Raw genomic sequence first — 25803 nt, 5'->3', positions numbered from 1 at the left:
ATCCGGTGGGGTCAGTTAGTGGTCGACGAGCACCGAGCCCCAGGGCTGCAACTGGACGCGACGCGCGCCTCACCGAGGACCTGGTTGGCGCGGCGGCGCCGTTACTGTGAACGAAGGCAGCCGCGCAGTGCATTCTGTGGCCGTTCCACATACGTGCGCCAATGGCGGCCTCCGGCTCGGGCTGCCGTCTCAGGTCGGCAGAGGTCCGGCCGTTCTACCCGTTGCGAAGGGTCGTGATGATCCGGTCGCGGTCCCCGGACGCGATCGCGTCCAGGATGCCGGTGATCCTGGCATCTTTCTCGGCCGCCTTGATGACCTTCGTCAGGTTCGCGCGGTCGGTGTAGAGGGAGCGCGCGAGTTCGGCGATCGGCAACTCCTCACTCGGCACCCGCGCGTACCCCGCCAAGCCGAACTTGAGGGAGTGGCGGGCTTGCTGGAGCTGTGCCTCGCCCGCCTCGCGCATCAGCCATGCGCTGACGACCGGTCGTGCCATGCCGGGCGGTTGGGGCGTGTCCGAAGCTATTGCATCGTCACCGCTTCCGTACTCCAGGGCAAGGTCGGTGACCCATCGGGCGTAGGTGCCGTAGGCATCAAGAACGTTGTACGTGTGTACGACCTCGATGCCGCCGCCAGCCAACGTACGAATGATCTTTGACTCCTTGGGGCCGACTTCCTCGGGCACGATTGCCACAACCCGGTCCCGCCATCCACAGAACTGACTGGCGGCCCCGGTGCGCAGGCTGTGGGCCAAAAAGATGCGGGCGGCGTCGTCGTATACGTCCTCCTGAGGGGTGCCCGCTGCCACCCTCCACATGAGAGACGGGTCCCCGGGCGTCCAGTCCCCATCCTCATCCAGCGCGATGTCGCTTTCGTACAGGACGGTCTCACCCGACTGCACCACTTCACCGAGCACCCGGCCGGTCTGAGAGATGAAGCCGGCGATGTACTCGGACGTATCGGTGTCGACCTCTGCGGCAAGACGGTGCCGTTCGGCCGGGTCGTCGACCGGGGTGGCATGGCGTGGGGTGAGCGGGCTCGCGAGGTGCCGGAGATCAGCGAGTGTCATGAGTACACACTACACACCCCTTCGTCGTCCAGATCGGACTGCGCGTCGACGACCTGACGTGAGCGCTACCGGCGCTCCGGCCGCTGAGTCACCGATCAGTCAAGCCAGCAGATCACCGCGGCACTGTCCCGGGCGGCTGCGGCGAAGAAGGCCTGGACGTCTGGTAGATAGTGGGCCACCCGCGCAGCCAGTTGCCGTTCATGCTCACCGCGCGAGACGTTCATGCTCACCGCGCGAGACTAGTACTTCAACGTCAGCTGGGCTGTCTGCGCTGGCGGTGTCGTGCATGGCGGCGGCACCGCCGGCGTGGCTCGCCACATCCGACGGTGCCGCGTCCGGAGGCGGTTCGGTGCGAACGGAACCGCCCCACCAATGCGACAGTGAATCCTCGCTCAGGCCAGGGGAGATCCGGCGACCGGATCGAGCAGCAGTTCCTCGACGTCGACGATGTCGCTGACGTCGAAGCCCCGCATGTCCGCCGCCAGTTCGGGGCTCGCGACGTAAGCGGTGGTGAATTCGGCGGGGTGGGTGCCCTCCCGAAATGAGAGCAGGGCGATCAAACGGTGCGCGCCGGCCTGGTGATCGGTCCAGAAGCCGTGCACTGTGACACCGAATGCGGGCATGCTGGCGACATGCCGTGGCCAGTGCACTGTGGCGTACTGCTGGAGCGCTTCTGCCGTGCGCAGGGTGTAGGTCCGGATCTGATACATGATCGGACTCCGTCCGGGGTGTGGGGTCAGTTGATGGAGCTACGCCCCTGCGGCGGCTGCCTTGGCGGCCTTGATTGCCGAGTCGAAGTCGGGCTTCACGCCGATTTGTGCGAGCAGCACGTTCGCCGTGTTGTAGCAGTCGAACCTTTCGATTTTTCCGTCCCGGAGATGCCAGAGATCCGCCGTCGGCACGTCGATCCGGTTACCGGTCGGCGGGATTTCACCGGCCGGGGTGGGGAACCCGCCGAGATGCGTTCCCTGAATTCGGAGTTCGACGGCAACGACAGCACCGAGCGCATGCACGGCGAGTAGCTCGCGGTGGACGTCGGGAAAGACGCTGGCGAAGCCCATCAATGCCTGCGGAATCTCGTCCCCGCGGAAGCTCATCGAGTTCGGCATGTCGTTGAACGCCCCGTCCTCGGTGAACAGGGCGCGAAAGCCATCCCCGTCCAGGACGCTTCCTTCCGCCAGCCGGTATGCCTCGCGGACAACCTCTTCGTTGGTTCTCACGTCGCTCTTTCCTAAGCCCTGGTGTCGCTTCCGGAATTGAGGTGCCGACGCCCGCCAGGAGTCGAGTATTGACGGGCGCTCCAACCAAGCTAACAGGTTTTTGACCACATGGTCAATAACGTATGCTTGCTCACATGCCTCGTCCCCGTAAGTTCGTCGAGAGTGATGTCGTCAGCAGCGCCGGCGAGGTGTTCGCGGCGCACGGCCTCGCCGCTGCGACGCTGGACGACCTGGTGCGGGCCACCGGTCTGGGGAAGCAGAGCTTGTACAACGCGTTCGGCGGGAAGCGGGAATTGTTCCTCCGAGCGCTCTCCGAGGACCGCGAGGAAGCGACGCGCGCCGTCTCGGAAGCACTCGGACACGAGGACGCTTCGGCGCTGGAACAAATTCGAGGCCACATGCTCCGGCTGGCGATCGAGCTCAGCAGCAGTGATCGGCGGGTCTCGCTGACCACGCGGGCGCTTGTCGAATCGACAGGCGAGGATGACCCGCTGTCGACGGCCACGAAGGCCGGTATCGAGCAGCTCGCCGAGGTCTATGCCCAATGCCTGGAACATGCGCGGGAGGACGGGGATCTACCGGACGACGCGAACGTGCAATCGTTGGCGGTCTACTTCGTCGCCGTCACCCGAGGAATGGAGTTGCTCGGCCGTGCCGGTGTCGGCCGCGCCGTTCTCACCGCAGTCGCGCTCGACGCGCTTCGCGCGCTCCACGGTCAGCGGATGGAAGCTGCCGATGGTTCCCCGTCCCTGCGGGAATGACTGCCGCCGCCGGCGTCCGCTCAGGTCGTGATGGGCGCACCCGGTTGCCGGGCTCCGTCCTCTGGCTGTTGACTGCGTGGCACCATGGTGCGTTATGGATCATGAGGGGCAGTTTCGTCGGGCGGCGCTCGCGTTGGGCCTCCCGGACGACGAGGTCGGCCGGTTCGTCCAGCACCTGCGTCTGTCGATCCGGCTGAGCGGGGGAGTCGGCGGTGTTCCGGTCGGGCAGTTCGGTGGGTTGCCCCGACTGCCGGTGGGCATGGACTGGCCGTCCGACGGGGTCAGCCCGTTGCCGTTCATCTTCTCGGTCGATTGTGCGGCGCTGCCGAGAGTCGACGGTTTCGGCCTGCCGGCAGACGGCTCGCTGCTGTTCTTTCTGAACCACGAGCAGGCCGCCGCCACCGGGGAGCGGCGGTACGGGCGAGTCGTGTATGTGCCGGCCGGTACCGATACCGAGGTGGCGACGGCATCCACCGACGAAGCGTTCGTCGGCGAGCAGTACGACGTCTCTGCCACGCTGCGCGCGGAGTTCCCCGGTTGGTTCGGGGTCGACGAGGACGACGAGGACGAAGATGAGGACGACCTGTCGCCCGTTCAGCAGCAGGTGGCCCGTGACCTCGAACGTGACCTGCCGCACCTGGACGAACTCTGTGCGCTGGCCAACGACCTCTGGCCGCCGAACAGCGAGTACGTCAGCGCCTGGATCGGCGGGTATGCCGACGAGAACGTCGTCCAGAGCTTTGCGGAGCAGACCCTCGCGTGGCGCGAGAAGACCGGCGAGATCGTCATCCCGGTCGCGAAATGGTATTCCCAGGTGGAGTTGGAGACGCACCGGCTGACGAGTGAGTGGGTGTCGCTCGCCCGCTTTCCCGTCGACAACGAGCTCTATTACCGCAGCGTCGGGAGTTTCGTGATCCGTCACGACGACCTGGCCGCTGGTCGGCTGGACGAGGCGCTTTCCGTGGCCGAGCTGGTCCCATAGAACACCGGCGGCGCCCGCCCGCCGGTGCCTGACGTCCTGCACCGTCGCCTCGCTTCGTCTCGCCGGGCTGGTTCAGAAGGGTCGTCGGGTGCCGACAGGAGCTGACGTGCCCAAGAAGCCGCGCGCCGGTTGGGCAGCGCTCAGGCGCGGGTCCTGCCGCCGCCGAGAGCGCGTAGCGCGTTGAGGATCACGGCCACGTCGATGCCCTCCTGCAGGAACGCGCCGGCCACCGGGGGCAGCAGGCCGAACGCGGCGGCGATCATCGCCACCACCGCCAATCCCATGCCCACGCCAGCACTCTGCGCCGCGATCGTCCGCGACCGGCGGGCGATCTCCACCGCGTCCGCCAACCGGTCCAGCCGATCCACCGACAGCACCGCATCCGCGACGTCCGCCGAGGCCGTCGCCCCGGTCGCCCCCAGTGCCACGCCCACTGCGGCGGTTGCCAGCGCTGGTGCGTCGTTGATCCCGTCGCCGACCATCACCGTCACCGCCCGGTCGGACTCGGTCCGTACCCGGGCCACCTTCTCGTGCGGGGAGCAGCGGGCGACCACGTCATCCACGCCCACCGCGCGGGCCACCCGCTCGGCGACCTCCGGCCGGTCCCCGGTCACCATGATCACCCGTTGGAAGCCGGCCTGCCGCAGCCGTCGTACGGTGTCCTTCGCGTCGGGCCGTACCGGGTCGCGGAGAAGCACCGCCCCGGCGAGGACGCCGTCCAGGCCCACCCAGACCGTCGACAGGCCGTCCTCCTCCGCCTGCTGCCGTGCGCGTGCGGCCCAGTCCGGTAGGTCACCGCCGTGTTGGCCGACCCGGACCAGCCGGCCGTCGACCCGGCCGCGCACCCCCTGTCCGGGCTCCTCCGTCACCTCGGTGGGCGCCACGAGCCGACTGCTCCGGTCCTTGGCGGCCCGCACTATCGCGGCGGCCAGCACATGGGAGGACAGCTGTTCGACCGAGGCGGCCATCCGCAGCAACTCGTCCCCGTCGCCGCCGGGCGCGGTCAGCACCCTGGCCATCTCCGGACGCCCCGCCGTCAGCGTCCCGGTCTTGTCCACGAGCAGCGTCCGCGCCCGGCCCAGCAGTTCCAACGAGCCGCCGTTGCGGACCAGCACACCGCGCCGGGCCGCCCGGGACAACCCCGCCACTATCGCGATCGGGGTGGCCAGCAGCAACGGGCATGGAGTCGCCACCACCAGTACCGCCACCGCCCGCACGAACTGCCCGGAGGCCGCCCACGCGATACCGGCCAGGATCAGGGTGAACGGCACGAACGCCGCAGAGTACCGGTCGGCCAGCCGCACCATTGGCGCCTTCTCCGCGTTCGCCTCCTCCGCGAGCCGGACGATTCCCGCGTAGGTGCTCTCGGCCGCCACCGAGGCGACCCGCAACCCGAACGCCGGGCCCGCGTTGACCACTCCACTGGCCAGCCGGTCCCCGGCCCGGCGCTCGACCGCCTGGGACTCGCCGGTCACCGCGGACTCGTCCAGCGTCGCCGCGTCCTCGGCGAAGCCGTCCACCGGCACGACCTCACCCGGGCCGACCAGCAGCCGATCGTCCTTCCGGATGTCGTTCACGTCGACGTCCTGGATGTCGCCGTTCGGACCGCGGCGCCGTGCCCGGCGGGGTGCTCGCGCCAGCAGCTCGTGCAGGTCCCGGGTGGCCCGCCCCTGGGCGTAGCGCTCCAACGTGTGCCCACTGGCCAGCATCAGCGCCACCACCGCCCCGGCCAGGTACTCACCGACCAGCAGCGAGGTGGCCAGAGCCAGAGTCGCGATCACGTCCACGCCGATCCGGTGCCGCCGCAACGACTGGACCAACCAGCGCAGCGTGACCAGCAGGGTGACCGAGGTCGTCGCCGCCCAGCACACGTCGGCGGCCCCGCGCTGGCCCGCGAACCACAACCCCGCGCCCGCCAGCACCGGCACCGTCAACACGACCAACGGCGCGACGTCACGCCACCGTTGCGCAGCAGACCCGCCAACCACGTCCCACCCCCACGTCGAGGGGCCATCGCGCACCCCTGGCCGGCGAAACCATGGCCGGCCGGGCCCGGCGCCGGCGAGTAACAAGGGTCTCAACAACGCGAGGCCGGCGTGGTCGAAACATCCTGATTTTCCGACGTCGGCCCCGACCGCGCGGGTGCCGGCCGACGCCCGCGCGGGCGGGGCCCCGGATCCGGTGCCGCGCTCGGGCGGGCGGGTGACCTCTCTTGACCGCCATCGTGCTGCTTTACTATGTTCCTAGTAAATCAGTAAGGGGTCATCGTGTTCGTCTTCCGGCTCGACACCCGCTCCGGCGTGCCGCCGTACCTGCAACTCGTCCAGCAGGTCCGCCAGGCGGTGCTGCTGGGCTTCCTCCAACCCGGTGACCGCCTCCCGCTCATCCGAGAGGTGGTCGAGGACCTGGCGATCAATCCGAACACCGTCGCCAAGGCGTACCGGCAGATGGAGCAGGAAAACCTGGTCACCGGCCGGCCCGGCCAGGGCACGTTCGTCAACGAACAGCAGTCGGCCGCGATGTCGCCATCGACGTACACGTCGCTGCGCCGCGGCCTGGCGACCTGGCTGCGCCGCGCCTACGACGCCGGCCTCGACGAGCAGGCGGTCAACGCGCTCTTCACCTCCGTGCACCAGCAGACGCGAAACGAGGACGTGGCGTGACAGCGACCGAGTTCGCGCTGCGCACCGACGCTGTGGGCAAGCGGTACCGGAAGGGCTGGGCGCTGCGTGACTGCACACTGGCCCTGCCGGCGGGCGGCGTGATCGCCCTGGTCGGGCCGAACGGCGCGGGCAAGACCACGCTGCTGCGCCTGGTCGTCGGGTTGCTGGCACCGAGCACCGGCACGGTGGAGGTCCTCGGCCACGACGTCACCGCCAGCACCCCGCAAACGCTGTCCCGGGTCGGGTTCCTGGCCCAGGACCACCCGCTGTACAAGCGCTTCACCGTCGCCGAGATGCTCCGCTTCGGCCGGGCCTGCAACCTGCGGTTCGACCAGGGGCTGGCGGAGCGCCGGCTGGCGAAGCTGGGCATCCCGCTCGACCGCAGGGCCGGCACGCTCTCCGGCGGCCAGCAGGCCCAGGTCGCGTTGGCGCTGGCCCTGGCGAAGCGGCCGGACCTGCTCGTCCTCGACGAGCCGGTGGCCAGCCTCGACCCGCTGGCCCGGCACGAGTTCCTTCAGGTCCTCATGGGCGCGGTGGCCGACGGCGAGGTGACCGTCCTGTTCTCCTCCCACGTCGTGCACGAGCTGGAGCGCGTCTGCGACCACCTGGTCGTGCTCAACAACGGCCGGGTCACGCTCACCGGTGACATCGACACCCTCCTCGTCGAGCACCGGCGGCTCGTCGGCCCGCGCACGCCCACCGACCTCGACCGATCCGGCGCCGTCGTGGAGGCCGTCCACAGCGACCGCCACACGAGCCTGCTGGTACGCGACGGCGGGCTCCCGCCCGCGCCCGGGTGGCAGGCGCAGCCGGTCGCGCTGGAGGAGCTGGTGCTGGCGTACCTGCGTCGGCCGTCCGAGCCGAGCACCACCGTCCCGTCCGGGGTGCCGGCATGACGTGGTTGATCTGGCGCCAGCACCGGGCCGAGGTCTGCGTCCTGGGTCTGTTCGTCGGCATGTTCGCCGTCGTCCTGCTCGTGCTCGGGACGCAGGCCCACGACCTGTTCCCCGGCGGTCCCGCCGGGTGCGCGGGAGACGCCGGTGTCAACGAGGCCTGCGCGGCGTCCTTCCGCCGGCTCGACGAGGAGTACGGGTACGTCGAGAACCTCCTGGCGGGCTTCTATCTGGTCCCCGTCGTCATCGGTGCGTTCCTCGGTGCGCCGCTGCTCGCGCGCGAACTGGAGGACGGCACCTGGCAGCTCGCCTGGACGCAGGCCGTCCCGCGGATGCGCTGGTTGGCGACCAAGCTCGCGGCACTCGCCGGCGTCACCGTCGCGCTCACCGGGATGTTCACCGCGGTGCTCACCTGGTTCCGTCAGCCGTTCGACGCCTGGGAGGGACGGTTCCAGTACGACGCCTTCGACCTGGAAGGACTTGTTCCGGTGGCGTACGCGCTGTTCGCGTTCGGCGTCGCCACCGCCGCCGGGGCGATCCTGCGGCGCAGCCTGCCCGCGTTCGGCGTCGCGTTCGGGGCGTTCCTCGCCGCCCGGATGGCGGTGGCGCTGCTGGCCCGTCCCGCGTACGCCACGCCGCTCACCACCACGGAGCCGGTCGGAGTCGGCGGCACGACGGACCAGGCGGGGCGCCGGGCCGTGCCCGGCTTCGCCGACTGGGTGATCGAACGCGGCTACGTGGACGCCAGCGGGCGCAGGCTGAGCGGGACCGAGTACCACGAGCTGGAGGGCGCCGCCAACCGGGCCGGCGAGAACCTCAACCAGTTCCTGCACGCGCGGGGCATCCAGCGATTCGGGGTCTATCACCCGGCCGACCGGTTCTGGACGTTCCAGCTCATCGAGGCGGCGGTGTTCGTCGCCGTCGCGGCGATCCTGATCGGTGTGGTGGTGTGGCGAATACGGCGCCGGCTGATCTAGCGGCACCGCTATGACATAGATGGGATTATATCTCTTGCGTCATCTCAGGTAGGAAGACCGAAGGCACGTCTCGGTGCTGATTCCTGAGAAGGAGCGACAGATGAAACATGCCCTGCACCGCCTACGAACGGGGGCGGTCGCGCTCGCTGCCTGCACACTCGGGCTGAGCCTACTGTCGGTACCCGCCGCCGAGGCGTACTCGGTTGCCCCTCTCGCGCCATCATCCGAGCGGGCACCGGAATCGAACCAGTTCTCGGCAGAGGGTGTGACCACGATCGGCGAACTCCGCACCGTCGGCAGCTCGCTGTCCTACGCCCCCAACGGCGGGACACAGGTCATCCAGCACCCCGGCGCCACCTACATCAAGGTGCACTTCAGCTCACTGCGACTGGCCGAGGGCGACTACGTCACCGTGTCGAGCCGCGACGGCAAGGAGAGCTACCGGTACGACCGCCACCTGAACCGGGCGACCGGTTCGGACTACACCACCGACGGACAGCCGGGCTTCTGGGCGATGTCGGTGGACGGCGACACCGCAGTGGTGACACTGCACAGCAGCCGCCCCGCACGGGGCAGCGCGGCCACCATCGACCGGTTCTGGCGCGGATACGACCGCACCGAGGTCGCCGCGCACAACTTCTCCACCCAGTCCGTGTGCAGCACCGACGCCCGCCGCGACGTGGTGTGCTACCAGAACAGCCACCCCACCGAGTACGCCCGCGGCAGGGCGGTGGCGCGGTTGCTGATCAGCGGCGGTGGAATGTGCACCACCTGGCGGGTCGGCAACACCAACCGGATGCTGACGAACAAGCACTGCTTCTCGACGCAGTCCGCCGTGAGCGGCAGCGAGATGCAGTTCAACTACCAGTGCGCCACCTGTGGCGGTGCCAATCCCAGCGCTGGCACCAAGGTCAGCGGTGCCACCCTCTACAAGGTGAGCAGCGGCGGCTCCAGCCAACTCGACTACACCCTGTTCTCGGTCAACAACTTCGCCGCCATCCAGGGCTTCGGCACGCTGTACCTGGCGACCACCGCCACCAGCAACGGCACCCGGATCTACATCCCCGGGCACGGCGACGGCAGCCCGAAGCGGCTGTCGATCTACGAGGACGCCCAGAACGGCGCGACCTGCGCCGTCCGGAACGCGAACTACAACACCTGGAACATCAGCTACAGCTGTGACACCTCCGGTGGCAACTCAGGTTCACCGGTGCTGAACGCCAGCCACCGCGTGATCGCCCTGCACCACCTCGGCGGTTGTCCGTCGAACCAGGGCGCGAAGGCGCACCTGATCTACAACGAGATCGCCAGCCTCATCGACAACGGCTGAGGGGGTGGGCCGCCGATGCGCGCTCGGCGCCTTGGCGGCCCATCGGCACCCGTGCTGCCGTCCCGCTGGTCGTCGACGACGGCGGCCAGCGGGTCGGGCGCTCGCCGTACCGAGACGCATGCTGGACGGGTCAGCTCAGGCCCTAGCCGAGCAGCGTCGCCGCCGCGGCCACTGTGGCCAGTGACAGCGTCGTGGTCACCAGCACCGCCCGGTTGGTCACCGCCTCGCCGACGCCGTACTCCTGGCTGTAGATGAACGTGTTCTGCGCCGTCGGCAGGCCCGCACACACCACCACGGCGAGCAACTGTGGCGCGGACAGGTGCAGGGCCAGCCCGGTCACGTACGCGACGACCGGCTGTGCGACGAGCTTCAGCACGGTGATCACGGCCAGCTCGGCCAGCCCGGCTGGCTCCGCCGGCTCCACCCGCTCCGCCGGCTCCACCCGCTCCGCCGGCTCCACCCGCTCCGCCGGCTCCACCCGCTCCGCCGGCTCTACCCGCTCTGTCGGCTCTACTCGTGTCGGCGCCGGAGCGTGCAGCGACGCGCCGAGCGCGACCAGCGCGGCCGGAACGGCGGCTGCCGAGAGCAGGGTGAGCGACGCGCCGGCCGCCGACGGCAGTCGCAGGCCGGCGGCCGAGCACGCGACGCCGAGCAGCGACGCCAGGATCACCGGGTTACGGATCGGCAGGGAGGCGATACGGCGGACGCGTACCCGCCCGGCCGGGTCGCTGTGCCGGTCCAGGGCGACCAGGATCACGGGCGTCACCACCAGCACCTGCAGCAGCACCACCTCCGCCAGGAACGACACGTTGCCGAGGACCTGCGTGGCGATCGGGATGCCGAGGTTCGCCGAGTTCACGTACCCGGCGGCCATGCCCCAGATCGGCCGTTCGCCGGGCCTGCGACCAAACAGCCAGCTCGCGCCGACCCACCCGAACCCGACGACCGCGACGGTGCTCACTGCGAAGGCGAGCAGCGAGCGGCCGTCGAACACGGACAGCGGCATTCGGGACAGGGCCAGGAACAGGGCGGCCGGCATCGCAAGCTGGAACACGAACCGGCCGAGCACCGACGCCGCCCCCTCGCCCAGCGGGCCCCAACGACAGGCCGCGTAGCCGACCGCGGTGAGAATCCAGATCGGTACGAACGCCGACACCAGGCTCATCCGGGCGTCACCGGTGGGCGGCCGTGGCGAGAATGTCGTCGGGCTGCCGCAGGGGGAGCGCGGTTCCGTCCAGGCCGCCGGACGGCCAAGGGTTGTTCACGTGTACGCCGATCGGGAGGCCACACGTTCAGCCTCGCATCCCGTTCGGACCGGGCAAACATCCCATCCGCGGCTGCGCGGGGCCATCACCAGCGCGTACGTCTGCCGCCGTCCGGTGCCACCCCCGCGTTACGCCCGCAGTTTCCTGGATGCCGTCCGGGCGTGCCGGTGAGAGGGCAGCAGATCGTGGCGGCATTAGGCGGCTGACAACGGTGGCGGCGGCCGGGGCCACGCAATTCCTGCGCCGCTGAATGATGTGAAACCGCAGCCAGTCGGGTGTCACACCACGACCGCCGCTTCGGCACCTTGTCGGGGCGGTGGCACCGCTGTCGGGGTGTCGTGGAGCGGACGCGACAGCACCGGTGGCGGTTGCCCGGTGGCCGTACCGGCCACCGTGTCCCGTGCCGCGCCGCCCGCCCGCACCTCTGGTCGGCAGGTCGCCTCACCACCGGATCCGGCCGGCTGTCAGCGGTGCCGGAGTGGGCCGCCCGGCCCCTAATTACGAAGCCTGCAAGAAGGTGGTGAAGGTGAACTATCGGAGCAACTTCCGGAAGCAAGCGACAGTGGACATGACGCGGCTGTACAGGCCAACGCCATTGTCACTAAGGTGTAATAGCGGCTAGTCTGTGCCGATCAGGCGATCGAACCTCGTCGAAACTTTCGACGAGGCTACCGTTACGGAGAAGCGAAATGACGACCGCAACAAAGAGTCCGGCAGCGGCCGGGCCCCACGGCGGCGAGGTGCCTGGCCGGCTGATCCGAAACCCGGTCCTTCCCGGCTTCAACCCCGACCCGTCGATCTTGCGCGTCGGCACTGACTACTACATCGCCACGTCAACCTTCGAGTGGTACCCGGGCGTCCGGCTGCACCACTCGACCGACCTGGTGCACTGGCGCCCGCTCGGTGGCGTCATCACCGAGCGGCGGCTTCTCGACCTGAGCGGAGCGGGCGACTCCAACGGCGTGTGGGCGCCCGATCTGTCCTATGTGGATGGTGAGTTTCATCTCCTGTACGCCGACGTGGCGAGTTTCGCCAGCGGATACTGGGATCCGCAGAACTATCTGGTGACCGCGAGCGACCTCGCCGGTCCCTGGTCCGACCCGGTCGTGCTGCACGGGCGCGGGTTCGACCCGTCGCTGTTCCACGACGAGGACGGCACCACCTGGATGCTGTCGATGGTCGCCGACTGGCGGCCGGGCCGGGATCGGTTCGCGGGCATTCAGATCCAGCAGTACGACCGCGAGGCCCGTCGCCTGGTCGGCACCGAGCGGACGATCTTCCAGGGAACCACCGCCGGCGTCACCGAGGCACCGCACGTGTACCAGAAGGACGGCTGGTACTACCTGCTGACCGCGGAGGGCGGCACCTCCTGGACGCACCAGGCGACGATGGCTCGCTCCCGTAGCCTGTTCGGGCCGTACGAGGCCCATCCGGACGGCCCGCTGCTCACCTCGCAGGGCCGTCCCGAGCTGGAGCTGCAGAAGTCCGGTCACGGCAGCCTGGTGTCCACGCCGGACGGGCGTTGGTACCTGGCGCACCTGACGGCCCGGCCGTACACCCCCCTCGGCCGGTGCGTGCTCGGCCGGGAGACCGCGATCCAGGAGGTGCACTGGCCGGAGGGGGAGTGGCCGCGCATCGAGGACGGGATACCGGCGGTGCTCGTGCCCGTGCCGGGCGAGGCTGAGCCTGCGGCGGATCTGCCGGAGGAGCGCGACGACTTCACCGAGCCGGTGCTCGGCCCCGAGTGGTCGACGCTGCGCCGTCCCGCCACCGCGGACTGGGTGGATCTCACCTCGCACCCCTCGATCCTGCGGATTCACGGCGGCCAGTCACCGGTCGGCCGGCACCGTCCGAGCCTGGTCGCGCGTCGCGTCACCGCGCAGCAGTGCGAGCTGACGGCCGCCATGCGCTTCGAGCCGGCCAACTACCGCCAGCTCGCCGGCGTCACCGCCTACTACAACACCCGCAACTGGCACTACGCCTACGTGACCGCCGACGACGACGGCCAGCCGGTGCTCGAGGTGATGTCGTGCGACAACGGCCGGCGGGTCATGCACGACGCGTGCCACGTCGACCTGCCGAGCGCGGGCGACATCACGTTGCGGGCCACCTTCGACGGCCCGAGTCTGACCTTCGCCTATCAACTGGCCGGCGAGGCGCGCTGGGTCGAGCTGCCGGCAGAGCTCGACGCCACCATCCTGTCCGACGAGTACGCCGCGACCCTGGTCGATGGTGAGCCGGAGGGCTGGGGCTTCACCGGCGCGTTCGTCGGCCTGTGGGTTCAGGACCTGGGTGCCGAGGGCGTCTACGCGGACTTCGACTGGGCGTCGTACCGCCACTGGTGAGCACCCGCCGACGCGAGCGCGCCCGCCGCGCCCGTCGCCCCGCACAGCCGGGCGTGCGCCGTCCAGCGGTGCCACGCCCGGCTGTCGTTGCGCGACCGACCGGCGGGGCGTCGGTTGGTGCCGACCTCTTGCCTGCTGGCGACGGCGACAGTGGCAACCATCGCTGCCGGCTGCCGGGATTCTGTGCTGAAAAAGGGGTACGGCGCGTGGAAATATAGTCGACGTCCGTCGATCGACTGAACGGGGATCACCGTGACGACACAGTTGTCCAAGGCCACCGCCCTACCGGGTCCGACCGGTCATCCGCTCCTCGGCATGTTGCCGGAACTCCGCCAGGACCTGCTGGGATCGATCCTGAACGGCTTCCACAGGTACGGCGACGTGGTGGCCTACCACGTCGGGCTGCCACGGGGGCCACGCGCCGTCAGCGTCGACGTGGTGAACGTGCACCACCCGGACGGCATCCACCAGGTCCTCACCACGCCCCAGGTCTTCAGCCGTCGCGCGAGCGCGTACGAAATCCTTCGGGAGTTCATCGGTGAGGGCCTGCTGACCAGCGACGGAGACCGCTGGCTGCATCAGCGGCGGACGCTGCAACCGCTGTTCACGCCGCGCCGGGTGGCCCGCTACACCGAGCTGATGGCCGAGGAGGCGGCCCGCGTCGTCGACGACATGGCGGTCACCGCCGGGTCCGTCGTGGACCTCTACCAGGTCATGCAGCGCTACACGATGCGGGTGGTCGGCCGGGCGCTGTTCGGTGACGACATCGACGAGGTCGTTCCCCGGCTACAGGAGCTCATGCCCATCCTTGGCGACCTGGCGCTGGCACGCGCCCTACAGGTCGTCAAGCTGCCGCTGAGCTGGCCGACTCCACGATCGCGCCGGATCACGCAGGTCCGCGCGACCCAGTACGACATCATCGACCGCATCATCGCCGCCCGGCAGCGAACCGGCGGCGAGGAGACCGAGGACATGCTCAGCCGGCTGTTCGCGGCCAAGGATCCGGAGACCGGGCAGACCCTGTCCATGGAGGAGATCCGCGACCAGATGCTCGTGTTCCTGCTCGCCGGGCACGAGACGACCTCGGCCGGGTTGGCCTTCACCATGCATCTGCTGGGTCAGCACCAGGAGGTGCAGGAACGGGTCGCGGCAGCGGCCGGCACCGGCGACCAGGAGCTGGTGCGGGCCGCGATCATGGAAGGCATGCGGCTGTACCCGCCCGTGTACAGCATGGAGCGGATGGCCGAAACCGACGTCGTGGTTTCCGGACACCGCATTCCGGCCAATACCAAGGTGGTGGTCGCCCCCTGGGTCACGCACCGGCATCCGGAATTCTGGCCCGACCCGGAGCGCTTCGCGCCGGACCGGTTCCTCGGGCAGCAGGACCGACCGCGCTACGCCTACTTCCCATTCGGTGGCGGCCCGCGCAGTTGCATCGGCGAACACTTCGCGCTGCTGGAGATGACCGTCCTGCTGAGCGCGTTGCTCACCCGATACCGGGTCGACACGCGTGGCGAGCGGCTGGAGGTCGTACCAATGGTCACGCTGCGTCCGGCCGGCGCGGTCCGGGCCACGCTGACCGTCAGGTGACCTGATGCCCTGGCTGATCCGGACCGGATCAGCCAGGGCGCCGTTCGGTTCCGGGTCCGACTGTCGCTACGTGACCCGCGTCCCGTCACCCGTCGCGACGGGCAGCGGTTCAGCGGCCGGCGTCGCGGCGGCCGCAGGGGCAGCCGCCGGTTTGCGGGGCTTGGCGAACCGGCGCATCATCGGCCGTTCCACGCCGACGTGAAGCAGCGAGGCCAGGCCGAGGGTCACCAGGTAGGCACCGATCATCACGCCGAGCGCGGCGGCGACGCCGAAGCCGTTCGGAGCCATGTTGGCGGCGCCGTACAACACCAGGATGTGCAGGAGGTAGAAGGCGAAGGACGTGTCGCCCAGCCAGCCGGTGACCCGCCCGCGCAGCGGTGAGCGGTGGCCCTCGACGTCCGCCCGGGCCGCAGCGGCCACCAGCAACGCGAGCGGGATGACCATCGCCGCGACGACCGAGTAGAGCAGCGGAACGACCTCGGAGAGGCCGTAGAAGGCCAGCGTGACAAGTGCGGCGCCGGGAAGGCTCAGTCTGATCCACAGCCCCCGCATGACGAGCTGGGCGATGACGATTCCGAGGACGAAGTCCAGCATCCGGATCATCGGAAACTGTTGGACGAACCAGAACTGCGGAAATGCCGCGTCCGCGTAGGTGTACGTCGGCTCGGCCGGAAGAAACGCCAGGGAGAAGGCGGGCGCGACGAGTATCGCGGCGACGATGCCACCCGCGAGCGACCAGAGCCAGGTGGCGTTGAGCCGTCGGATGCCGGCGAGCACCCACGGGAACGACGCGTAGAAGAAGATTTCACAACTCAGCGACCAGCTCGGCGGGTTGACCCCGTTGAAGATGAACTCGTTCGGGATCCAGCTCTGCACCAAGGCCAGGTTCGCCACCGTCGGCCACAGCGGCGCGCCGCCCCGTACCAGGATCAGTAGGAGGATGAACACGGCGCAGACGACCAGGTGGTTCGGCAGGATCCGGGCGGCCCGGCGGCGCCAGAACCGGCGATTCGGCTCGTGGTCGGGAGCCGACCAGGTCAGGACGAAACCGCTGAGGATGAAGAAGAAGCCGAGCGCGGCGGAGCCGGTACGGCTGAGAACGAGGTACCACCAGTCGTCGATCCGCTCGTCGGCGAAGAAGCCGAACAACGTCGTGTGCGAGAAGAAGACAGTGACCGCGGCGAGCCCCCGCAGACCGTTGAGGGTCGGCAGTTGCCGGGCCATCCGTCCCGCCTGCGGGGTCATCGGCGGCCACCTTCCGTCGTTTCGGACATCTCTCGGCGTACCGGCCGGCGTGTCCGGAACGCCTCCTCGGCGATGTCGGCCGCCCGTCGTACGCCGTCCAACTCCGCGATCCGGCGCTTGTAGTGCTGCGCCTTCGCCCGGTAGGCGGGGTCGCCGCTCACCGTGTCGATGGCCGCCCGCAGCCGCGCCGGAGTCACCTTGTGCACCGGGATGAACTCGCCGGCGCCGAGGTACGTGAGTCGGGCGGCCACGCCCGGTTGGTCGTTGCCCACGGGCAGCGCGACCATCGGCACGCCATGGGCGAGCGCTTCCAGTGTGGTGTTGATGCCGGCGTGCGTGATGACGAGAGACGCCCGTGCCAGCAGATCGAGCTGGGGCGCGTACCGGACCACTATCGGGTTTCCGGCAAGGCCGGTCGGGGGTTCGACGTCGGTGCTGCCGAGGGAGATGACCAGTTGCGCGTCGAGTCCGGCACAGGCCGTGGCGATCGCCTCGAATATGTGCGGGAGGCGGTTCTGGAGGGTGCCCATCGACGCGTAGATCAACGGGCGGTCGTCGAGCTGCTCCCACGGGAACGACACCGGCTCGGTGCTGTCCTCGTCGTGGAACGGCCCGGTGTAGTGGAACGAGTCCGGCAGGCGGGTGCGGGGGAAGTCGAAGAACGGCGGTTGTTGGGTGATCTGGGCCAGATCCGAGCCGTCGTTCACACTTTTGATCAGCGGCAGGCCCCACGCGGCACGACGGTCGTTGATCCGTTGCAGCACCGGCCGGATGACCCAGGCAATCACCTGGTCGCCCACCATGTTGCGCACCCGCGCGAGCGGCGAGGGATGGTACGGCCACGCCGTCATGAACGGCGGCACACCGGGCTCGGTGTTCAGCGCCAGCGCGTTGCACACGTTCACGACCGGAATGTCGAGGTGGTCCCCGACGGTGTTGCCGGCGCCGTAGACCTGGTCCACCAGCAGCGCGTCGATGCCGTGCCGCTGCACCAGGACCGGCAGGTCCCGCAGCAGAACCTCGACCTCGCGCACGTACCCTCGGACGATGAAACGCACCGCGGCCAGGCCGGTCAGCCGACCCTGCTCCTCGGAGAAGCGCGCCAGTGAGCCCACCGGAAACTCGCGCTCGCCGATCGGTGCGAAGGCGAACCTGGCCGTGAACGACTTCGTTCCGGCGTCCGGCAGGGAGATCAGGGTGACCCGGTGGCCCCGCCGGAGCAGTTCTCTGCCGAGCGTGGCCATCGGGCTGAGTTGGCCGGTGTAGTCGGGAACCACGAGTCCGATGTGGAACATGGTCGGGGCACTCACGTGTCGCTCCCTCGCTGGGTTCATACCACCGTCGTCAGGCAGGACGGATGTATCGAAAACTCGGCCGGGGTGTATCCGACGATCTCGCCGTCGACCTCTACCGGCAGCGGGCTGTCCGCGTCGACGCACACGGTGCGGACCTCCTGCCGGTGGATCGCCGGATGTCCCGCTGCGGCCCCGCGGAACACCTGCCACATCAGCCCGGCCACGCCGAGGCGGCCGACACCCGACACCCGCACCGCGTCCAGGTAGCCCGCTGGCGGGGGTTGCGTGCGGCCGAAGGTCAGCCCACCGGCGAAGTACGGCACCTTGAGCACGGCGAGATTGCTGATGCTCTGGTGCGACGGTTCGCCGTCGAGTTCCAACCGCACCGCCACCGGCCGCCAGCGGGCCAGCGTCCGGATGCTCGACGCCGTCTCGGCGAGCTGGAGGTTGAGTCGCTTGAGCACCCGGTTGACAGGTGTCTTCTCGGTGAACCGCTGGCCGATCACGCTGATCAGCCCGACCGTGCAGCTGACCAGGAAGTACCGCTGGTCCCGGGTGCCGTCGGGCCGGGTGAAGGTCACCGTTCCGACGTCGGTCTCCCGGTCGCGGGTGCGGTCGAGCAGGTCACCGAGGTCGGTGACCGGCCGCAGGCCACGAGCGAAGTCGTTGCAGGTGCCAGCCGGCACGTACGCCAGCCGCACCTTCTCCCCGCCCGCCTCCAGCACCCCGTTGGCCACCTCGGACAGCGTGCCGTCGCCGCCGATCGCCACCACTGTGGCGTACCCGTCCTCGACCGCCTGCCGCCCGAGGGCGATGCCGTGCCCGGGATAGCGCGTGGACCAGCACCGCGCCTCGGGCAGTTCCGTGGCGATCCGCCGCATGATGGTGTCCCTGCGCTGGACACCGGACGCGGGGTTGGTGATGCAGACGACCGGGTCGTTCTCATCGGCTGCCATGCGCCTGCTCCAATTCCAGTTCCGCCATGGCGAGGCTCAGCGCCTCCTCGAAGCCGTACCGGGGTGAATAGCCGATCGACCGGATCCGGCCGACGTCGTACCGCATGCCTCCGGCGACGGACCGAACCGCGTAACGGGTGAGCAGCGGCCGGCCGGATCTGATGCCGATGCCGGCCATCCCGGCGAGTTCGGACACGGCCCCCGCGGCCAGGGCAGCGCCGAAGGGGACCGAGGTGGTCGGCGGCCGTGCCCCGATCCGTTCGGCCACCGAGGCGAACAGCTGCCCCAACGTCAGGCCGTACGAGTCACCGACGATGAACCGGCCGCCGGCGCAGCTGGCAGTGGTGCCGGCCAGCACGATCGCGTCGGCCAGGTTCGCGCTGTACGTCAACTCGATCGGCGGTAGCCCACGGTCGAACTGGACGAGCTGGTTGGCGCGCAGCCCGCGCACGAGCTCGGGCAGGAAGGTGCGGTCGCCGGGGCCGAAGACCCAGGCGGGGTACACCACAGTGACATCGAGACCATTCCCGTGGTACGACCACGCCAGGTCTTCGCCGGCAGCTTTCGACAGCGGGTACGGGTAGCGCGGCACCCGCCGTGGCGACGCCTCGTCGATGACCTTCCTGGCGTGGAAACCGAAGACGTCGACGGTGCTCAGGTAGACGAATCGGGAGACGCCGCAGCGCCGCGCCTCGTCCAGCACCGCCCGGGTGCCGTCCCGGTTCACCTGCCAGATGCGTGGGCCGGGTCGCCAGTCGGTCAGATCGGCGGCCGCGTGCACCACCAGGTCGACGTCCGTGCAGGAGCCGCGCAGCGACTCCGGGTCGGTCAGGTCACCACGGTGGGCCGAGTACGTCGCGTCGTCCGGCGCGGGTGCCCGCACCAGCCCGCGTACCGACCAGCCCTGTTCCCGCAGGGCTGCGGCGACCGCGCGGCCGACGCAGCCGGTGACGCCGGTCACCAGAGCGAGACCCGACCCCATCACGAACCCTCCGCCAGCAGGGCCCGCAGGTCGGTGAGCAGCGACCCGGCCGGGTCGAGTGCGCGCATGCGCGTCAGCAGGTTTCGCAGTTCACGGCGCTGGCCTGACTCGTCGACCATCAGCAGCTCCGGACCGGCGACGAGGTGTCCGACATGAAACGGACGCAGTCCCTGTTGCGTGAGCGCCTGGGAGCACGCCTGGGCGTCGGCGGGATCGATCGCGTACAGCAGCTCGAACTCACCCCACTCGGCGGCAGCCGAACACCACCGGGGGAGGCCCGCCGAGTCGGCGACGGCGGAGACGATCGGCGCGTACACCTCGTCGTGCAGCATCACCTCGGCCCCCAGCCCGTTGACCTCGGCGAGGCTGACCGCCGCGCTCAACAGACCGTCGCTGGTGTCGATGCACGCCCGGGCGTAGCGGCGCAGCGGTTCGCACGCGGTCACCCGCGCCTCAGGTAGCCACGGTTCGCCCGCGCCCGTACCGCCCAGTGCCAGCGCGCGGAACCCGACCGCGTTGCCGGCTCCGATCGGGCCGGTCACGTACAGCGCGTCGCCGGGCCGGGCACCCATCCGGTTCAGGATGGATTCGCGAGGGACGGTTCCCAGGGCGCACGAGGTGAAGCTCTCCTCGTTGGCCCAGTTGGTGTCGCCACCCACGATGTGACAGCCGTACCGCTCGGCGGCCTCGGATGCGCCGCGCCCGAATTCACGGGCCTCCTCGAGGGTCCAGCTGTCCGGGCGCAGCGAGCAGGAGATCAGCACGGCGACCGGGTCGGCGGCCACCGCGGCGAGGTCGCTCACGCTGACGGTGGTGGTCAACCAGCCCTTCGCGTACGGCGTGGTGGCGGTGGCCAGTTCGGCTCCGTCGTTCAAGGTGTCGACGGTGACCGCCAGGAGCCCGGCGGCGCCCAGGTCGAGGAGTTCGGCGTCGGCCTCGAAGGCGTTGTTGAGTTGCCGTGGCGACCGGGTCATGCGCTCGCGGATCGCCATGATCAGGCTGCTCTCGGCCGCGCTCAGCGGCAACCGTTCGCGGGCGGTGGAGGTCATGTCACGCCTGCCGGGAGGACTGGGTCGCCCGCAGCGTCAGCTCCAGGTAGACCATCATCGGAACGCCGACGATGAGGAAGAGCGTCGGTCGGTGCAGCGCGCCGAGCGACAGGAAGAACAGTGTGGTCGCCCTGATGAACCAGACCAGTGCCTCGTACGCCCGGGTCTCTGGCGCCCGGTTGATTGTCACGAGGCTCTGCGTGAACCCGAGCGCGGACGCGATGAGCAGCACCCAGCAGACGATCTCGGCGTAGGCACTCGCGCTGTCGGCCTCCGCCACGGCGGCGGTGCCCGCCGCTATCACCGCCACGACCGGAAATATCACGGCAATCCGGCTGGAGGCCCTGGTGCCGATGGCCACCGGCAGCGTGCGGTAGCCGGCGACCCGGTCGCCCTCGATGTCCTTGAAGTACCCGACGAGGCAGAAGCCGCTGAACGTGACAGCGACCAGTGCCGTCTGGAACCACGTCACCGCCGGGATCTCGAGCCATCCCGCGTCGGGTCGGACGGCCACGGCGCCGAGCACCGTGAACAGCGCCATGTCGACGCCGTTGACGAGATTGCCCAGCATGGGGATGCGCTTGGTCCACGAGTAGACCAGGTGCCCGCCGATCGCGATGACGCTCCACAGCGCCAGCGTCGGTGCGACCACGATCGCCACCACCATCAGCGCAGCGGACAGCGTGAGCGTCAACGCCAAGCCGATGTGGGGGTTGATCAGCCCGGTGACGAACGGACGGTCCGGAGCGTTGACCGCGTCGGCCTCGCGGTCGAACCAGTCGTTGATGACCACGCCGACGCCGTATCCCAGGGTGCAGAACAGCAGCCCGATCACGATGCTCGCGGCGTTGGCCCCGGCCGGCGGTGCGGTCATGCCGACCAGACCTGCCGACAGCGAGAAGGGCACGAAGTGCAGGCGCCACATCCGCGCCCAGGCAACCACCAGGTCCCAGGTCCTGACTGCGGGTTCGAGCTGGTTGACGGTCATTGGTCCTCCACTGACATCAGGTCGCCGACCTCGGCGAACGCGGCGACGACGCGCTTGAGCTGCTCCGGTGTGTGCGTGGTGGAGAAGCTCGCTCGCAGCCGGGGCGAGGCGGCCGGGGGGATGACCGCGTTGACGTAGACGCCCCGGTCCAGCAGGTTGCGCCACGCGAGCAGGGTCTGCGGTACGCCGTCGAGCCGTACCGACACGATCGGCGTTTCGCTCGGGACCGGGTCGTAGCCAAGGGCCATCAGCTCGCGACGCACGTACGACGCGTTCTCCACCGCCTGCTGGCACAGCCCCGGCTCCGCCTTCAGGATGCGCAGCGCGGCGTACGCGGCGGCCAGGCTGGCCGGCGGGGCGGACGCGCTGAAGATGAGGCTGCGCGCGTGGTGGCGCAGGTACTCGATCACATCCGCCGGGCCGGCCACGGCACCGCCGATCGACGCCAGCGACTTGCTGAAGGTGACGGTGATGAGGTCGACCTGGTCGGTGACGCCGAAGTGCGCGCTGGTGCCCCGGCCGTCGGCCAGTACGCCGATGCCGTGTGCGTCGTCGACGAGCAGGCGGGCCCCGTACTGCCGGCACAGCCGTACGACCTCGGTCAACGGGCACAGGTCGCCGGCCATCGAGTACACCCCGTCCACGACGACCAGCCGGCCGGCGTCCGAGGGGCTGGCTGCCAACTGCCGCTCCAGGTCGTCCATGTCGTTGTGGGCGAACCGTCGCGTCTTGGCCCGGCTCATGCCGCAGCCGTCGTAGACCGAGGCGTGCGCCTCACGGTCGAGGATGACCACGTCGTGACGCGACAGCAGGGATGCGATGACGCCGACGTTCGCCTGGTAGCCGGTCGGAAACACCAGTGCCGCCGGCATACCGAGGAAGTCGGCCAGCTCCTGCTCCAGTGCGTCGTGCAGCGGCGTGTTGCCGTTGAGCAGGCGCGAGCCCGTGCGCGATGTGCCGTACTCCTCGATCGCCGCCTGCGCCGCGGCCTTCACGCGCGGGTCGGAGGTCAGCCCGAGGTAGTTGTTCGAGCCGCACATGAGGATGTCGCCGTCGAGTGTCTGCGCGACTGTCGCGTCGTGCCCCTCGAAGGGAATGAAGTACGGGTAAACGTTGGCTGCGCGAGCCTCCTGGCTCTCGGTGTATGACTGGCAGCGACCGAAGATATCCACTGTCACCACGGTTCGCGAAACCCCTCTCATCTGGTGCCCCGTGTGCATCGGGCCGTTCAACGGACCTGCTGCTCCAGTAGTCGGCACAATCGCTCCGGACAGTGGCGCGCCGGCGATCGGGATCGGCCAGCACGTAGCCACTGTGCGGAGGGAGGTGGCCGGTCGTCTCACACCCGCTGGTGCCGCCGGCTCGCAGGCTGAGCCAGCGCGGGGACGCCGCGGCGCGGCTCGGTGAACCGCAGCGCGAGGGCGTTCCTCGTCCCCGGCGGAGTGAGGGCGACGTGTGTGCAGAAGACGGTCGAAGGTGCTGCTGATGCGCCTGGCCCGGCCGGCCGGCCCGACGAGCGACGGAACCGACGCGGGCTCCCGGCCTTGGACACGCCGCCGGGTGCGATGCCGGCGGCGTTGCTGGTATCGCCGTCCGACCGCCGTGAAGGCGGGAATGCCTGCCGGGCCGTCGCGGCCTGCAGTGCGGTCCGAGGCTGGCGCGCACCAGCCGACATCACGCCAATAGGCTCGTGAAGGTCGGCACTGGCCTTGTCATCGTGTTTCGCCGCATTCCTCTGGCGCAGTGGCAAGAATCCAGGGATGTGGCGCTATGGCAGCGCAGGAAAAGTGGTATTGCAGCGGCAGCGCATAGTTCATTACTCCCCCCGATCCGCTGGCTGCATTCACCAGCGGCGATCGCTTGACGATCTCTCTGGAGCAGGATGCTACGCCGGATCCGCAGCGCACGTCCAGCCCAATGTGGTCGTCGGATCCGCCCGGACACCGCGCCTCAGCTGCCTTGCGGGAGTATTGCGCCAGGTGACAAGCGAGTGGGCGGGATCGAGCGCCATCTCCGCCCGTTGGGCAAGATCAACGAATAGGCGTCAGTGAAAGTGGCGGCCCACCGCGAGGCGTCGCCGCTGTGCGCCAGTGCCGCTACGGATCGACGGTTACTACGGGTAGTCGCTGGCGGCGACCGGCTGCCGCGGGTCGTCGAATCCGGCATGGACGGCATTGAGCTGGTTCGCTTGCTTCCTGACCTGGTCGGGGCGGTCGCGACGGCTCCTCTTTGCCCCATTTGGCCGTCATGCGATGGCGGCGAATCTCCGCATGGATGTGGATAATGATTGATCGTGGCGCATCGCAGCAGACTCTCGACGATCCTGATTGACGTACCCCGAGGTGAGGCACCGGCAGCTGCCGCCTTCTGGTCGGAGGCCCTCGGCGTGCCTGCCCGTACGGTCCCCGACGAGCAGCAGTTCACCTCCCTGCACGGCGCACTGCCCGGGCTGGTGCTGGCGGTGCAGGCAGTGGATGACCAGGCTCGCTACCACGTCGACATCGAGACCGACGACGTCGAGGCGGAGGCCCGCCGACTGATCGCCCACGGCGCCGTCGAGGTCGGTCGCTGGCTGGAGTGCGTAACCCTGCGGGCCCCGGGTGGCCATCTCGTCTGCGTAATTCCGTGTCACACTGATCCGGAGACCTTCGAGTCTCTTTCCCAGGCGTGGGAGTAGGCGCGGACCACGATTTTATCGCGGCGTCGTTAATGCACAGCACCGTGAGGTCCGGGCCGAGCGAAGGAACTGTTCTGCGCATTTCTCGGCGGGCGGCCACCTGAACCGACGCGGCCCACCTCTCGTGCTGTTCGTAACAGTCGCAGGGATCTGATTGCGCCGCGAATCTGCTGGGGGAATCGCCATCCACCTGGTGGGCCCGCTGCGGTTTGGGGGAGTAGGTAGGCGACGGTCGCCGTCATTTCGTCAATACCTCCGACGCAACCGATCGACGTCGCCCATTAATGCGTTCCGGGCGTGTGCCACGCGAAGGCGCTGGTCATTTTGGTACCACTGCGCTCCTCGTCAGGCCGCGTGGTCCCACGTCGTGGGCCAGCTAATGAGTGAATACCTCCCGCCCGGGAGTCGTCACCCGGTGCGCGATCAAGCGGTGGAAGCCCATTGCGGCGACGATCGAGGAGATGGTGACGACGCGTCCCCGCTCGATCATCGCCAGGGACGACCTGTCCGCCACATATTCACCGCCAGTCGCCGGGCACGTCCGCCAGGGTCGTGATTACCGGCCGGGTCGCTGCCGCTCCGGGTGTGCCCCGCCCGGGATCTTCAGAACAGCGAGAAAGGCGTTTACCGCAGGGGTCCGGCCCAGGCGACTCCAGACGAGGTGCTCGACCCGGGCCGGCGCGTCGGCGACCGCAATGGTGGTCACGCCATTGAGTCGTGGCACGTAGGCGGAGGGGAGCATGGCGACGCCGAGACCGGCAGCGACGAGGTCGGCCATCAGGTCGGCGGCGGTCACTTCGAACGCGACGTCGCGGGCGAGGCCGGCGGCGGAGAACGCCTGATCGGTCTGGGCCCGCCCGGCGCTGCCCACCGGAAAGTCGACGAAGACCTCGGCGGCGAGCCGGTCGAGGTCGACTGCCGGTTCCTCCGCGAGCGGATGGTCCGGGGCGACCACGGCGACGAGCCGGTCCCGGGCCAATTCGTGCACGTCGACGCCCTTTGGTTGCACCGTTTCCGGCAGCCCCAGGAACGCCACGTCGATGACGCCCTGCCTGACCTGCTCCACGAGTGCGTCGCTCCCGCCGACACGGAGGCCGACGCGAACGTACGGGTACCGCTGGCGGAACGCGCGGAGGGTGGCCGGAATGTCGACGGCCGCAACCGTGGGGATCAGACCCACCCTCAGTCGTCCCCGTACCTCTCCCACCGCCGCCGCGACCTCGGCGGCCGCGCGTTCGGCGGCGTCCAGACACTGGCGGGCGGCGGGGAGGAACGCCGCGCCCGCCGGGGTCAGCCGCACCCGGCGGCTGGTCCGCTCGAAGAGCCGCGCACCGAGTTCCCGTTCCAGCCGCGCGATCTGGTGACTCAACGCGGACTGGACGACCAGGCACCGTTCGGCGGCCCTGGTGAAACTGCTCGTCTCGGCCACGGCGAGGACGTAGCGCAGTTGGTGAAGCTCCACCGATCCATCTTCTCTGTAGATCGGTCGGATGACAAACATGCATTGGACTCATCAATG

General features: G+C 69.4%; 23 protein-coding genes. 9 read left to right on the top strand and 14 right to left on the bottom strand.

Annotated features, from left to right (window positions below):
- Positions 1-214: 214 nt before the first annotated feature.
- The 4 genes from IF22_RS32820 to IF22_RS0103885 all read right to left on the bottom strand — a co-directional run bounded on the left by IF22_RS32820 (position 215) and on the right by IF22_RS0103885 (position 2286).
- Positions 215-1066 carry a hypothetical protein gene (locus tag IF22_RS32820; protein WP_036410741.1) on the bottom strand — a complete coding sequence of 284 codons (852 nt, stop codon included), beginning with the start codon at positions 1064-1066 and terminating at the stop codon, positions 215-217.
- Between the two features lie 95 nt (positions 1067-1161).
- Positions 1162-1296: a hypothetical protein gene (locus IF22_RS36120; protein WP_280940595.1), complete on the bottom strand. Its 135-nt coding sequence runs from the start codon at positions 1294-1296 to the stop codon at positions 1162-1164.
- A 162-nt stretch (positions 1297-1458) separates the two neighbouring features.
- Entirely contained in the window at positions 1459-1776 is a 318-nt protein-coding gene (locus tag IF22_RS0103890) for an NIPSNAP family protein (RefSeq protein WP_030328458.1), read from the bottom strand.
- Between the two features lie 39 nt (positions 1777-1815).
- Positions 1816-2286, bottom strand: coding sequence for an ester cyclase (locus IF22_RS0103885; protein WP_030328456.1), 471 nt, complete (start codon positions 2284-2286; stop codon positions 1816-1818).
- Between the two features lie 134 nt (positions 2287-2420).
- Between IF22_RS0103885 and IF22_RS0103880 the strand changes: the two genes are divergently transcribed.
- Positions 2421-3047, top strand: a complete 627-nt coding sequence (locus IF22_RS0103880; protein ID WP_036410805.1) for a TetR/AcrR family transcriptional regulator — start codon at positions 2421-2423, stop codon at positions 3045-3047.
- A 94-nt stretch (positions 3048-3141) separates the two neighbouring features.
- Positions 3142-4029: a DUF1963 domain-containing protein gene (locus IF22_RS0103875; protein ID WP_036410739.1), complete on the top strand. Its 888-nt coding sequence runs from the start codon at positions 3142-3144 to the stop codon at positions 4027-4029.
- 140 nt (positions 4030-4169) lie between these two features.
- Here IF22_RS0103875 and IF22_RS0103870 read toward each other — a convergent pair whose 3' ends face one another.
- A complete protein-coding gene (locus tag IF22_RS0103870; RefSeq protein ID WP_081883680.1) occupies positions 4170-6017 on the bottom strand; it encodes a heavy metal translocating P-type ATPase in 1848 nt (615 codons plus the stop codon).
- A 279-nt stretch (positions 6018-6296) separates the two neighbouring features.
- Between IF22_RS0103870 and IF22_RS0103865 the strand changes: the two genes are divergently transcribed.
- The 4 genes from IF22_RS0103865 to IF22_RS0103850 all read left to right on the top strand — a co-directional run bounded on the left by IF22_RS0103865 (position 6297) and on the right by IF22_RS0103850 (position 9892).
- Positions 6297-6692: a GntR family transcriptional regulator gene (locus tag IF22_RS0103865; RefSeq protein ID WP_030328446.1), complete on the top strand. Its 396-nt coding sequence runs from the start codon at positions 6297-6299 to the stop codon at positions 6690-6692.
- Entirely contained in the window at positions 6689-7588 is a 900-nt protein-coding gene (locus IF22_RS0103860) for an ABC transporter ATP-binding protein (protein ID WP_030328444.1), read from the top strand. Before IF22_RS0103865 ends, IF22_RS0103860 begins: the two co-directional genes overlap by 4 nt.
- On the top strand, positions 7585-8562 hold the full coding sequence (locus tag IF22_RS0103855) for an ABC transporter permease subunit (protein WP_030328441.1): 978 nt from the start codon (positions 7585-7587) through the stop codon (positions 8560-8562). Before IF22_RS0103860 ends, IF22_RS0103855 begins: the two co-directional genes overlap by 4 nt.
- 265 nt (positions 8563-8827) lie before the next feature.
- Positions 8828-9892 (top strand): trypsin-like serine peptidase, encoded by a 1065-nt coding sequence (locus IF22_RS0103850; RefSeq protein ID WP_245233513.1) that lies wholly within the window; start codon positions 8828-8830, stop codon positions 9890-9892.
- Between the two features lie 142 nt (positions 9893-10034).
- Here IF22_RS0103850 and IF22_RS0103845 read toward each other — a convergent pair whose 3' ends face one another.
- A complete protein-coding gene (locus IF22_RS0103845; RefSeq protein WP_030328438.1) occupies positions 10035-11057 on the bottom strand; it encodes an AEC family transporter in 1023 nt (340 codons plus the stop codon).
- A 789-nt stretch (positions 11058-11846) separates the two neighbouring features.
- On the opposite strand from IF22_RS0103845, the gene IF22_RS0103840 reads away from it, so the two are divergent.
- Both IF22_RS0103840 and IF22_RS0103835 read left to right on the top strand, forming a co-directional pair.
- Positions 11847-13502, top strand: coding sequence for a glycoside hydrolase family 43 protein (locus IF22_RS0103840; RefSeq protein WP_036410737.1), 1656 nt, complete (start codon positions 11847-11849; stop codon positions 13500-13502).
- Between the two features lie 252 nt (positions 13503-13754).
- The gene (locus tag IF22_RS0103835) at positions 13755-15092 is read left to right on the top strand and encodes a cytochrome P450 (RefSeq protein WP_051708158.1); all 1338 of its coding nucleotides are present in this window, start codon (positions 13755-13757) and stop codon (positions 15090-15092) included.
- 66 nt (positions 15093-15158) lie between these two features.
- Here IF22_RS0103835 and IF22_RS0103830 read toward each other — a convergent pair whose 3' ends face one another.
- From IF22_RS0103830 to IF22_RS0103800, 7 genes are read right to left on the bottom strand one after another with little or no spacing between them, the layout of a single operon-like run.
- Complete coding sequence (locus IF22_RS0103830; protein ID WP_051708157.1) at positions 15159-16337, bottom strand: acyltransferase family protein; 1179 nt, start codon at positions 16335-16337, stop codon at positions 15159-15161.
- Positions 16334-17647: a glycosyltransferase gene (locus IF22_RS0103825; protein ID WP_209444477.1), complete on the bottom strand. Its 1314-nt coding sequence runs from the start codon at positions 17645-17647 to the stop codon at positions 16334-16336. Before IF22_RS0103825 ends, IF22_RS0103830 begins: the two co-directional genes overlap by 4 nt.
- A 20-nt stretch (positions 17648-17667) precedes the next feature.
- On the bottom strand, positions 17668-18588 hold the full coding sequence (locus IF22_RS0103820) for a diacylglycerol/lipid kinase family protein (RefSeq protein ID WP_030328433.1): 921 nt from the start codon (positions 18586-18588) through the stop codon (positions 17668-17670).
- Positions 18575-19570 (bottom strand): NAD-dependent epimerase/dehydratase family protein, encoded by a 996-nt coding sequence (locus tag IF22_RS0103815; protein WP_030328432.1) that lies wholly within the window; start codon positions 19568-19570, stop codon positions 18575-18577. The genes IF22_RS0103820 and IF22_RS0103815 overlap by 14 nt, the downstream gene beginning before the upstream one ends.
- A complete protein-coding gene (locus tag IF22_RS0103810) occupies positions 19570-20619 on the bottom strand; it encodes a thiamine-phosphate kinase (RefSeq protein WP_030328431.1) in 1050 nt (349 codons plus the stop codon). Before IF22_RS0103810 ends, IF22_RS0103815 begins: the two co-directional genes overlap by 1 nt.
- A 1-nt stretch (position 20620) precedes the next feature.
- Positions 20621-21607, bottom strand: a complete 987-nt coding sequence (locus IF22_RS0103805) for a UbiA prenyltransferase family protein (RefSeq protein ID WP_030328430.1) — start codon at positions 21605-21607, stop codon at positions 20621-20623.
- Positions 21604-22779: an aminotransferase class I/II-fold pyridoxal phosphate-dependent enzyme gene (locus IF22_RS0103800; RefSeq protein ID WP_030328429.1), complete on the bottom strand. Its 1176-nt coding sequence runs from the start codon at positions 22777-22779 to the stop codon at positions 21604-21606. Before IF22_RS0103800 ends, IF22_RS0103805 begins: the two co-directional genes overlap by 4 nt.
- Before the next feature lie 1121 nt (positions 22780-23900).
- Between IF22_RS0103800 and IF22_RS0103795 the strand changes: the two genes are divergently transcribed.
- Positions 23901-24284, top strand: coding sequence for a VOC family protein (locus tag IF22_RS0103795; RefSeq protein ID WP_030328428.1), 384 nt, complete (start codon positions 23901-23903; stop codon positions 24282-24284).
- A 556-nt stretch (positions 24285-24840) separates the two neighbouring features.
- Here IF22_RS0103795 and IF22_RS0103785 read toward each other — a convergent pair.
- Complete coding sequence (locus tag IF22_RS0103785; protein ID WP_051708156.1) at positions 24841-25746, bottom strand: LysR family transcriptional regulator; 906 nt, start codon at positions 25744-25746, stop codon at positions 24841-24843.
- Positions 25747-25803 lie beyond the last annotated feature (57 nt).

It is taken from the genome of Micromonospora parva (assembly GCF_000718515.1).
Lineage (GTDB): Bacteria > Actinomycetota > Actinomycetes > Mycobacteriales > Micromonosporaceae > Micromonospora > Micromonospora parva.
The sequence above is the reverse complement of the archived record's forward strand: the minus strand, read 5'-3'. Positions and strand labels throughout refer to the sequence as shown.

What these genes read in the sequence shown, in the direction of transcription:
- IF22_RS32820 (WP_036410741.1), bottom strand. Translation starts at nt 1,066, where the DNA reads ATGACACTCGCTGATCTCCGGCACCTCGCGAGCCCGCTCACCCCACGC.
- IF22_RS0103890 (WP_030328458.1), bottom strand. Translation starts at nt 1,776, where the DNA reads ATGTATCAGATCCGGACCTACACCCTGCGCACGGCAGAAGCGCTCCAG.
- IF22_RS0103880 (WP_036410805.1), top strand. Translation starts at nt 2,421, where the DNA reads ATGCCTCGTCCCCGTAAGTTCGTCGAGAGTGATGTCGTCAGCAGCGCC.
- IF22_RS0103875 (WP_036410739.1), top strand. Translation starts at nt 3,142, where the DNA reads ATGGATCATGAGGGGCAGTTTCGTCGGGCGGCGCTCGCGTTGGGCCTC.
- IF22_RS0103855 (WP_030328441.1), top strand. Translation starts at nt 7,585, where the DNA reads ATGACGTGGTTGATCTGGCGCCAGCACCGGGCCGAGGTCTGCGTCCTG.
- IF22_RS0103845 (WP_030328438.1), bottom strand. Translation starts at nt 11,057, where the DNA reads ATGAGCCTGGTGTCGGCGTTCGTACCGATCTGGATTCTCACCGCGGTC.
- IF22_RS0103840 (WP_036410737.1), top strand. Translation starts at nt 11,847, where the DNA reads ATGACGACCGCAACAAAGAGTCCGGCAGCGGCCGGGCCCCACGGCGGC.
- IF22_RS0103830 (WP_051708157.1), bottom strand. Translation starts at nt 16,337, where the DNA reads ATGACCCCGCAGGCGGGACGGATGGCCCGGCAACTGCCGACCCTCAAC.
- IF22_RS0103820 (WP_030328433.1), bottom strand. Translation starts at nt 18,588, where the DNA reads ATGGCAGCCGATGAGAACGACCCGGTCGTCTGCATCACCAACCCCGCG.
- IF22_RS0103815 (WP_030328432.1), bottom strand. Translation starts at nt 19,570, where the DNA reads ATGGGGTCGGGTCTCGCTCTGGTGACCGGCGTCACCGGCTGCGTCGGC.
- IF22_RS0103810 (WP_030328431.1), bottom strand. Translation starts at nt 20,619, where the DNA reads ATGACCTCCACCGCCCGCGAACGGTTGCCGCTGAGCGCGGCCGAGAGC.
- IF22_RS0103805 (WP_030328430.1), bottom strand. Translation starts at nt 21,607, where the DNA reads ATGACCGTCAACCAGCTCGAACCCGCAGTCAGGACCTGGGACCTGGTG.